At 68.2% G+C, this 9210-nt stretch carries 9 protein-coding genes and 1 pseudogene; 2 read left to right on the top strand and 8 right to left on the bottom strand.

What is annotated here, in order from left to right:
* The 5 genes from J7E68_RS06935 to J7E68_RS06915 all read right to left on the bottom strand — a co-directional run.
* Positions 1 to 806 (bottom strand): MFS transporter (locus J7E68_RS06935; protein ID WP_215171125.1); only part of this gene is annotated, 806 nt, incomplete at its 3' end.
* Complete coding sequence (locus tag J7E68_RS06930; protein WP_215171123.1) at positions 803 to 1579, bottom strand: fumarylacetoacetate hydrolase family protein; 777 nt, start codon at positions 1577 to 1579, stop codon at positions 803 to 805. The genes J7E68_RS06930 and J7E68_RS06935, both read right to left, overlap by 4 nt.
* 86 nt (positions 1580 to 1665) lie before the next feature.
* On the bottom strand, positions 1666 to 2766 hold the full coding sequence (locus J7E68_RS06925) for a branched-chain amino acid aminotransferase (RefSeq protein WP_215171121.1): 1101 nt from the start codon (positions 2764 to 2766) through the stop codon (positions 1666 to 1668).
* Positions 2767 to 2826: 60 nt separating this feature from the next.
* Positions 2827 to 3870: a 3-isopropylmalate dehydrogenase gene (locus J7E68_RS06920; protein ID WP_215171119.1), complete on the bottom strand. Its 1044-nt coding sequence runs from the start codon at positions 3868 to 3870 to the stop codon at positions 2827 to 2829.
* A 75-nt stretch (positions 3871 to 3945) separates the two neighbouring features.
* Positions 3946 to 5481, bottom strand: a complete 1536-nt coding sequence (locus J7E68_RS06915) for an MFS transporter (RefSeq protein WP_215171117.1) — start codon at positions 5479 to 5481, stop codon at positions 3946 to 3948.
* 113 nt (positions 5482 to 5594) lie between these two features.
* Between J7E68_RS06915 and J7E68_RS06910 the strand changes: the two genes are divergently transcribed.
* Entirely contained in the window at positions 5595 to 6140 is a 546-nt protein-coding gene (locus J7E68_RS06910) for a TetR/AcrR family transcriptional regulator (protein WP_215171115.1), read from the top strand.
* Positions 6141 to 6209: 69 nt separating this feature from the next.
* On the opposite strand, the gene serA is transcribed toward J7E68_RS06910, so the two are convergent.
* From serA to J7E68_RS06895, 3 genes are all read right to left on the bottom strand, one after another.
* Complete coding sequence (gene serA / locus J7E68_RS06905) at positions 6210 to 7814, bottom strand: phosphoglycerate dehydrogenase (RefSeq protein WP_215171113.1); 1605 nt, start codon at positions 7812 to 7814, stop codon at positions 6210 to 6212.
* 113 nt (positions 7815 to 7927) lie between these two features.
* Positions 7928 to 8281: a hypothetical protein gene (locus J7E68_RS06900; protein ID WP_215171111.1), complete on the bottom strand. Its 354-nt coding sequence runs from the start codon at positions 8279 to 8281 to the stop codon at positions 7928 to 7930.
* Positions 8278 to 8787, bottom strand: a complete 510-nt coding sequence (locus tag J7E68_RS06895; protein WP_215171109.1) for a hypothetical protein — start codon at positions 8785 to 8787, stop codon at positions 8278 to 8280. Before J7E68_RS06895 ends, J7E68_RS06900 begins: the two co-directional genes overlap by 4 nt.
* 79 nt (positions 8788 to 8866) lie before the next feature.
* On the opposite strand from J7E68_RS06895, the pseudogene J7E68_RS06890 reads away from it, so the two are divergent.
* A pseudogene (locus tag J7E68_RS06890) lies at positions 8867 to 9210 on the top strand (hypothetical protein); the annotation flags it as partial.

Raw genomic sequence — 9210 nt, 5'->3', positions numbered from 1 at the left:
GGCGTCGGCGACATGCCGTGGGCGCCGTGCGCCATGTGCGCGAGATGGACGGGAGTCATCGCCATGACCGACGCCATGACCACGTGCGAGCCGGCGACCGCGAACATCGCATAGCGGGCGACGACCGGGCGATCGGCCATCACCGTGCCCGTCGCCGCCGCCGTCGCGGTCACGAGCCGTTGCGCGGCCAGCAGCGGGTCGGGCCTGAGGGCCACGAGATAGAGGATCAGCGCCGCGCACTGGGCCACGAACGAGAACGCATACGAACCGGTCTGAGGCGGCATGCCGATCGCCGCACCGACGATCTCTCCCGGACCGAGCAGCAGGGGGCCCGCGACACCCCCGATCGTGGTGGCCCAGACGACGATCGAGAGATCGCGTCCGCGGTGCTTCGCGGCTGCCAGGTCGGTGGCCGCGAATCGGGACTGGAGGTTGCCCGCGTTGCCGGCGCCGATCATCAGAATCCCCACGAGCAGCAGCGGGAACACGCGCAGCGATGCGGCGAGGATGACGACGGCGATCCCCACGAGCGCGAACAGATTGCCGAGGGTCAGCGCACGGCGGCGCCCCACCCTGGCCGCGAGGCGAGCGAGGGGGATGGCGCACAGCGCAGCCCCCAGGGTGACGGATGCTGTCGCGAGTCCGGACAGCGCATCGCTGCCCGAGATGTCTGCCGCGAGCAGCGCGCCGAGCGACACCGTCGCCCCGAACGCGATCCCGCCGAGGACCTGGCCGAGCGAGAGCACCAGAACCGTCCGCCGCTGCACCGCCGCCTGTTCGGTCGCCGTGAGGGCGACGACGGTCATGATGCGCGCGCGGCGTCGCGCACCGTGTTGCGCAGGATCCCCAGCCCCGTGATCTCGACCTCGACCGTGTCCCCGGCCTCGAACGCACCGACTCCGGCAGGCGTGCCCGTCAGGATCACGTCACCGGGAAGCAGGGTGAAGACGGCCGACGCGTACTCGATGATCGACTCCACCGAATGGATCATGTCGGTCAGCGGCGCCTTCTGGCGCACCTCGCCGTTCACACGGGTCTGGATCGTCGCGGTCGAGGGATCGAAGTCGGTGCTGATCGTGGGGCCGAGGGGGCAGAACGTGTCGAATCCCTTGGCACGCGCCCACTGGCCGTCCTTGCGCTGCAGATCGCGCGCGGTGACATCGTTGCCGATCGTGTAGCCGAGCACGTGGTCGAGAGCGTCGGCCGCCTTCACGTTCTTCGCGACCTTGCCGATCACCACCGCCAGCTCTCCCTCGAACTCGGTCTGCTCCGAGATCGCCGGCCGCACGATCGCGTCGCCGGGGCCGATGACCGAGGTGTTGGGCTTGAGGAACAGCAGCGGCTCCTCGGGGGCCACTCCCCCCATCTCGGCCGCATGGTCGTGGTAGTTCTTGCCGACGCATACGATCTTGGAACGCGGGATCACCGGTGCCAGGATCACGGCATCCGCGATCGGCACACGGTCGCCCGTCGGCTCGTATCCCGCGAAGAGCGGATCTCCCGCGAGGACGACGAGGTCGGTGTCGTCGACGATCCCGAAGAGGATGGCGTCGTCGTGGCTGAATCGGGCGCTCTTCATGGCATCCAGCCTAGCCAGCGTCACGGACGACGAGACCCCGTCGTGCGGAGTTCGCGCGACGGGGTCTCGGGAGTTCGTTCAGGCGGTCAGGCGTCGAGGCGCAGCAGCCAACCGTGCCGGTCTTCGCGGCGGCCGTACTGGATGTCGGTGAGTTCTTCGCGCAGCGAAAGTGCGAGGTCCCCGAGGGGCTGCGGCTCGTCGAACCCGTCGCCCACGAGAGCGCCGATCGGCGTCACGACCGCAGCGGTGCCGCACGCGAAAACCTCGACGATCTCGCCCGAGGCGACGCCGTCTCGCCATTCGTCGATCGAGATGGGGCGCTTCTCGACGGTGTATCCGCGGTCCTCGGCGAGCTGCAGCAGCGAGTCGCGCGTGATGCCCTCGAGGATGCTGTCGGACTCGGGCGTGACGACCCGGCCGTCCTTGAACACGAACACGACGTTCATGCCGCCGAGCTCTTCCACGTTGCGCTCCTCGTTGAGGAACACGACCTGGTCGCAGCCCTTGGCGCTGGCCTCGCTCTGGGCGAGCAGACTCGACGCGTAGTTGCCGCCGGTCTTCGCCTTGCCCGTGCCGCCCTTGCCTGCACGCGCATAGTCTTCGGAGAGCCAGATGCGCACGGGCTTCACTCCCCCGGTGAAGTACGCGCCCGCGGGGCTGGCGATGACGTAGTAGGCGACCTTCTGAGCTGCGCGGACCCCGAGGAAGGCCTCCTTCGCGAACATGAAGGGGCGCAGATACAGGCTCTGGTCGGCGCCGGACGGCACCCAGCGACCGTCGACCTTGATGATCTCGCGGAGCGACTGGATGAAGTACTCCGTCGGCAGCTCCGGCAGGGCGAGCCGTCGGGCGCTCGCCTGCAGACGGGCGGCATTGCGGTCGGGCCGGAACGTGTGGATCGAGCCGTCGGCATGACGGTACGCCTTGATGCCCTCGAAGATCTCCTGGGCGTAGTGCAGAACCGACGCCGCCGGGTCGAGCGGGATCGGCCCGTAGGGCTGCACGCGCGGGCGGTGCCACCCTCCCTTGACCGACCAGCAGATGTCGACCATGTGGTCGGTGAAGACCACGCCGAAGCCCGGGTTCTCGTGAACCTCGGCGACGCGACCGGGCGTCGCAGCCGTCAGGTTCTTCGTCACAGCGAACTCCAGAGGAGTCACGGTGGTCTCGGCGTCGATGGTCGTCATCTCGTCATCCATTCCTCGTGCGGCGCGCATCCTCGCGCCGTCTCAGCCTACGCCTGTCGTTCAGAGCAGAGCAGTGATCGCGGAGCCGATGTCCGCGGTGGTGCGCGTGCCCGTGCGGGCAGCGATGTCGGACTCGACGGCGGCGCTGACCCGCGCGGCCTCGTCGGCGAGTCCGAGGTGATCCAGCAGCAGAGCGACCGAGAGGATGGCCGCGGTCGGATCGGCCTTCTGCTGACCCGCGATGTCGGGGGCGGATCCGTGCACCGGCTCGAACATCGAGGGGAATGACCCGTCGGGGTTGATGTTGCCGGACGCTGCGAGACCGATGCCTCCGGTGACCGCCCCTGCGAGGTCGGTGAGGATGTCGCCGAAGAGGTTGTCGGTCACGATGACGTCGAAACGCGAGGGGTCGGTGACGAGGAAGATCGTGGCGGCATCGACGTGCAGGTAGTCGACCGACACCTCGGGGTGCTCGGCTGCGACCTCGTTCACGACGCGCTGCCAGATGGCACCGGCGTGCACGAGCACATTGGTCTTGTGCACGAGGGTGACCTTCTTGTCACGTCGCTCGGCGAGGTCGAACGCGTAGCGGACGACGCGCTCGACGCCGAAGGCGGTGTTCACCGACGTCTCGTTCGCCACCTCGTGCGGCGTTCCCTTGCGGATCGCTCCCCCGTTGCCGACGTAGGGGCCCTCGGTGCCTTCGCGGACCACCACGAAGTCGATCTCGCCCGGGTTCGCGAGCGGTCCGGACGCGCCGGTGAAGAGCTTGGAGGGCCGCAGGTTCACGTAGTGGTCGAGGGTGAATCGGAGCTTCAGCAGCAGACCCCGCTCGATGTTCGCGTCCTTCAGACGCGGGTCGCCGGGCGTGCCGCCGACCGCACCGAGCAGGATCGCGTCGTTCTCCGAGATCGCTCGAAGGTCGTCGTCGGTGAGCGTGTCGCCGGTCGCGAGGAAGCGGGCGGCACCGAGCGAGAAGCGGGTCTTGTCGAAGGTGACATCGGAGTCCGCGGTGACGGCATCGAGCACCTTCTCGGCCTCGGCGACGACCTCCGGACCGATTCCGTCACCGGGGATGACGGCCAGCTTCACGACACGCGACATGACACTCCTTGCATCGGGATGAACCGGCCGGCGCTCGAGCGGATGCGGAACGGGCCGGTTCGTCCAGCGTACTGGTCAGTGCGAGGGGGCCTTGCGCAGTGTGACGGCGGCGATGACGCCGGCGACCACCACGAGGCCCGCGCCGATCAGCGAGGTCACCATGACACCGGACCCGAACGCTGTGGATGCCGCGTCCCACAGTGCTGCTCCGAGCTCGCCCGGAAGCTCCTGTGCGGCGGTGTAGGCACCGGCGAGCGTCTCCTCCGCCGCACGGGCGGCTTCAGCGGGGATGCCGTCCGGCACCACCAGCGCGCCGCGGTAGAAGGCGGTGATCAACCCACCGAGCACCGCCGTGCCGAGGACAGCTCCGAGCTCGTACGCGGTCTCCGAGACCGCGCTCGCGGCTCCCGCCTTCTCCGCCGGAGCGCTCGAGAGGATGAGCTCGTTCGAGATGGTCTCGGCGCCGCCGATACCGATGCCGAGCACCACGAACGCGAGGATGAGGGGTGCGACGCCGTGGTCGACCGTCGTGAACGCGACGAGCAGATACCCCGCCACCGAGAAGACGAGTCCCGCCGGGACGATGATGTGCGGGGGAACTCGACGCGAGATCGGCACCACCGAGAGCCCCGCGACGATCATCGCGACCATGCCGGGGACGAGTGCTGCCCCCGCGGTCATCGGCGAGAGGCCGAGCACCAGCTGCAGGTGCTGCGAGACGAAGTACAGGAATCCGACCAGCGCGACCACGCTCAGCAGGTTCACCAGGATCGCACCGGAGAACGAGCCGCGGCGGAACAGCGCCATGTCGAGCATCGGCACCTCGGCACGCGTCTGCCGACGGACGAACAGGTAGCCCATCACCACGCCGAGCAGAGCCCACGCCCCGGCCGTGAGGCTCGGGCCATCGACGGCGAGCGACTTGATCGCATAGACGACGGGGATCATCGCGGCCATCGAGAGGACGATGCTGACGATGTCGATGCGTCCGGGGTTCGGATCGCGACTCTCAGGCACCAGCAGCGGTGCCGCGATCAGCAGAGGGATGAGCACGGGGACGGCGATCAGGAAGACCGAGCCCCAGTCGAAGTGCTCGAGCAGGAATCCGCCGACGATCGGGCCGAGGGCCGAACCCGCGGAGAACGCCGAGGCCCACACCGCGATCGCGAGGCGACGCTGGTCGCGATTCTGGAAGATCGAGCGCAGCAGCGACAGCGTCGACGGCATCAGCATCGCACCGAAGAAACCGAGCAGCGCGCGAGCGGCGATCAGCAGACCGGCCGTCGGCGCGAACGCGGCGAGAGCCGACACGGCCGCGAAGCCCGTGGCACCGATCAGCAGCATCCTGCGGCGTCCGAAGCGGTCGCCGAGGGTTCCCATCGTGACGAGCAGGCCGGCGAGCACGAGCGGGTACACGTCGATGATCCACAGCTGCTCGGCGCCCGTGGGGGCCAGTGCGATCGAGATCTCGGGCAGCGCGAAGCTCAGCACCGTGTTGTCCACCGACACAAGCAGCACCGGCAGCATGAGCACGACGAGCGCCGCCCAGCCACGGGCTCCGACGCGGGGAGCATCCGTCTCTGTCGTCGGGATCGACGCAGTACGAATCATGGAACACCTCTCAGGATCATCGACGGTCGCATTACTAAACCGTCCAGATGGTATAGTAACAGAATCGTCATACTCCCGCGTTACTGTGAAGCGAGACGAACAGAGGACCCTCGATGCCCCGACCTCCCCTCGCCAGAGAACGTGTTCTCGACGCTTTCGAGAACATCGTCATCAACGACGGCGAACGAGCAGCGACCCTGGACGCCACCGCGAAGGCCGCCGGCGTGTCGAAGGGTGGCCTGCTCTATCACTTCGGCTCGAAGGACGACCTGGCGGCAGGGCTCATCGAGCGCCTGGACCGTCTGACGACTCTCGATCTCGAGCGGATGACGGCAGCGGCCGAAGGCCCGGTGGCCTACTACGTGCGCACGTCGGTCATGGAGGACGACGCCCTCGACCGCGTGCTGATCGCCGCGACGCGCCTCGCGCAAGCCGGATCCGCGCCCGCTGCAGAGGCCCTGCGTCACAACAGGGATCGGTGGGAGGACACGATCCGCCCTCACGTGCGCGATGCGGCGAGCCTCGACCTCGTGATGCTCCTGAGCGACGGACTCTACTTCAACAACTCGCTCGACGTGCACGGACCCGAGCGACTCGTACCCCGCAGCGACGGACTCGCCGATCTGATCGCACTCGTCCTGCGCGCCACCGCGCCGTGACGCGCACCGCACGACAGAGCGGGAGGGGCGACCTCTCGGCCACCCCTCCCGCTCCCGGCGAGGATCCGATCAGATCTCGGTGATCTCGATCTGACGGAACAGGTCGGCGTCGATCTCGCTGCGCAGATCATCGAGCAGGTCGTCGGAGACCGGTGAGTCGAGGGTGAGCACGCTGAGCGCCTGGTCGCCGGCGCCGAGACGCGAGATCTGCATTCCGGCGATGTTGATGCCGGCTTCGCCGAACTTCTGACCGTAGACCGCGACGATGCCCGGGCGGTCGGTGTAGAGCATCACGACGTGGTGCTTCTCGATGGGCAGCTCGAGAGCGTGGTCGTTGATGGCGACGAGCTTCTCGGACTGCTTCGGACCGGTGAGGGTGCCCGACACCGAGAGCTGCGTGCCGTCGGAGAGGGCTCCGGCCAGGGTGATCACGTTGCGGTACTCGTCGCTGACGTCATCCTTGAGCAGGCGCACCGCGATGCCACGCTGTTCGGCCAGCAGCGGAGCGTTGACGTACGAGACCGTCTCGCTGACGATGTTCGTGAAGACGCCCTTCAGCGCCGCGAGCTTGAGCACGCTCACGTCGTAGTCGTTCAGCTCGCCGTGCACCTCGACGTCGAGGCTCGTGAGCGGCGAGGTCGAGAGGGCTGCGAAGATCTGACCGAGCTTCTCGACCAGAGAGATGCCCGGACGCACGTACGGATCGATGACACCACCGGCGACGTTGACCGCGTCGGGGACGAGGTCTCCGCCGAGGGCGAGACGCACCGAGCGTGCGACCGACACACCGGCCTTCTCCTGTGCCTCTTCGGTGCTGGCACCGAGGTGCGGGGTGACGACGACGTTCGGCAGGTCGAGCAGCGGACGGGCAGTGCCGCCCTCGGCCGGCGGCTCGGACGTGAAGACATCGAGACCTGCTCCGGCGATCTCACCTGCGACGCGGGCTGCATGCAGCGCCTCTTCATCGATCAGTCCACCACGGGCGACGTTCACGACGAACGCGGTCGGCTTCATGGCCGCGAACTGCTCGGCGCCGATCATGCCGGTCGTCTCGGGGGTCTTGGGCATGTGGATCGTGAGGAAGTCGGCTTCGGCGACGAGCTCGTCGAGCGACAGGAGCTGCACACCGAGCTGCTGGGCGCGCGCCGAGGTGACGTAGGGGTCGTACGCGACGACGCGCATGTCGAACGCGGCGAGACGCGCGGCGACGAGCGCGCCGATGCGGCGGAGGCCCACGATGCCGACGGTCTTCTCGAAGAGCTCGGCACCGGTGAACGGGCTGCGCTTCCACTGTCCGGCCGAGAGAGACGCGTGGGCTGCGGGAATGCGGCGCGCGAGGCTGAGGATGTGCCCGACCGTGAGCTCTGCCGCGGAGACGATGTTCGATGTCGGCGCGTTCACGACCATGACACCGGCGGTGGTGGCCGCCTTGATGTCGACGTTGTCGAGCCCGACACCCGCGCGGGCGACGACCTTCAGCTTCGGCGCGTGCGTGAGCGCCTCTTCGTCGATGTGCGTCGCCGAGCGGATCAGCACGGCGTCGGCATCCGCGAGCGACGCGAAGAGCGCCTCCCGATCGGTGCCGTCGACGGTGCGAACGTCGAAGTCGGGGCCGAGGGCCTCGGTCGTGGCGGGAGAGAGAACTTCAGCGATGAGCACGACGGGCTTCGGCACAGGGATCCTTCGGGGCAGCGCGACAGGGGGCCGATGCGCCGCACACCGTGGGGGCGCGATCACTTCAACTGTACCCGAGCGCTCCCGCTGCTCCGTGCCGTGTGACGCCGGGTTCAGGGTGCGACGGTCACCAGATCCGACATGTTGAGAATGCTGTAGCCGATCAGACTCAGCCAGAACACCGCCACGATGCCGAGCCCGGCGAGCAGCACCAGCGCCAGTTCACCCGCACCACGACGTCTTCCGATCGCGTACGCGAAGACGAACACGATCGCCGGGAAGACGACCCCGAAGACGAGGGTCACCCATCCGATGCCGGTGAGCCCGCTCTGCGCCATCGAGACGAGGTGGGCGATCGCGTTCCAGATCGCGTAGGCGTAGAGGAGACCCGCGAGTCCGAGCACGAGTCCGCTGAGCCAGCGAGGGGATCCCGACGACGTCGGTGACACAGCCTGCGTTTCGGTCATGATCCGATCACTCCCACCGTGACGAAGGGCCAGGGCACCAGCAGCACCACTCCGACGAGCAGGAGTCCGATGCGGATCCAGCTCGCCCGGGCACGAGTGAGCACCCACACCGCGAGGAACCAGAGCGCCGGCGCCGCGACCGCGAGGACGAACCACGGCACGTACATCGCGTCGTCCACGATCAGGTTCGCGAGCGGCTTGAGACGCAGACCGCCGACGACCCACCCGACGCTGTAGAGCAGGTAGATGCCTCCGACGACCCCGAGGGTCAGCAGCATCGCCGTGCTCAGCGGCTCTCTCTCCTCCCCCGGCGCCTCGGCCTCGAATCGACCGACGGCGTCGCTGCCCTTGCCCACCGCGTTCCATCCGTCCGGAAGGGCGGGGTCGCTCGAATCGGGCACTGGGTCCGGTGACGCCGGCGGAACAGAGCCCTTCGACGCGGGTCTCGTCGGAGAATCACCCTCGTCGCCGTCCCAGTTGAGGGCGTCGTCGGAATCGGAAGTCATGTCCCCAGCGTAGAACACACGGTCCACTAGGCTCGGTGGCATCTGGGCCAGAGGGGCCCGCCCGCCGGGAAGGATCACCGTGGCCGAGCAGAACAAGAACGTCGAGCCGAGCACCCCGAGCGCAGCGGGAGATGAACCCGCAGCCGGATGGAAGCCCACCGCGGCCGCGAAGTCGAGGGCGACCGCATTCCGCTGGACAGCGGTCGCACTCTGGGCCATCGCGATCGCGACCGAAGCCGTCTCGATCTTCTGGCTCCTGCGTCAGCGCGAGTACGTCGGCGATGACGGCACCCTGGTGCGCGACCCCGACACCGGGCTCCTCGAAGAGCAGGGCGTCACTGCGCAGTTCCCGCAGTGGGCGTTCATCACCCTGCTCGTCCTGCTCGTCGTGATCGCCGCACTCGCGATCACCGGCTCGATCCT

The organism is Microbacterium sp. ISL-103 (genome assembly GCF_018613995.1).
Classification (GTDB): Bacteria; Actinomycetota; Actinomycetes; order Actinomycetales; family Microbacteriaceae; genus Microbacterium.
This window is presented reverse-complemented; position numbering and strand designations above follow the sequence as displayed.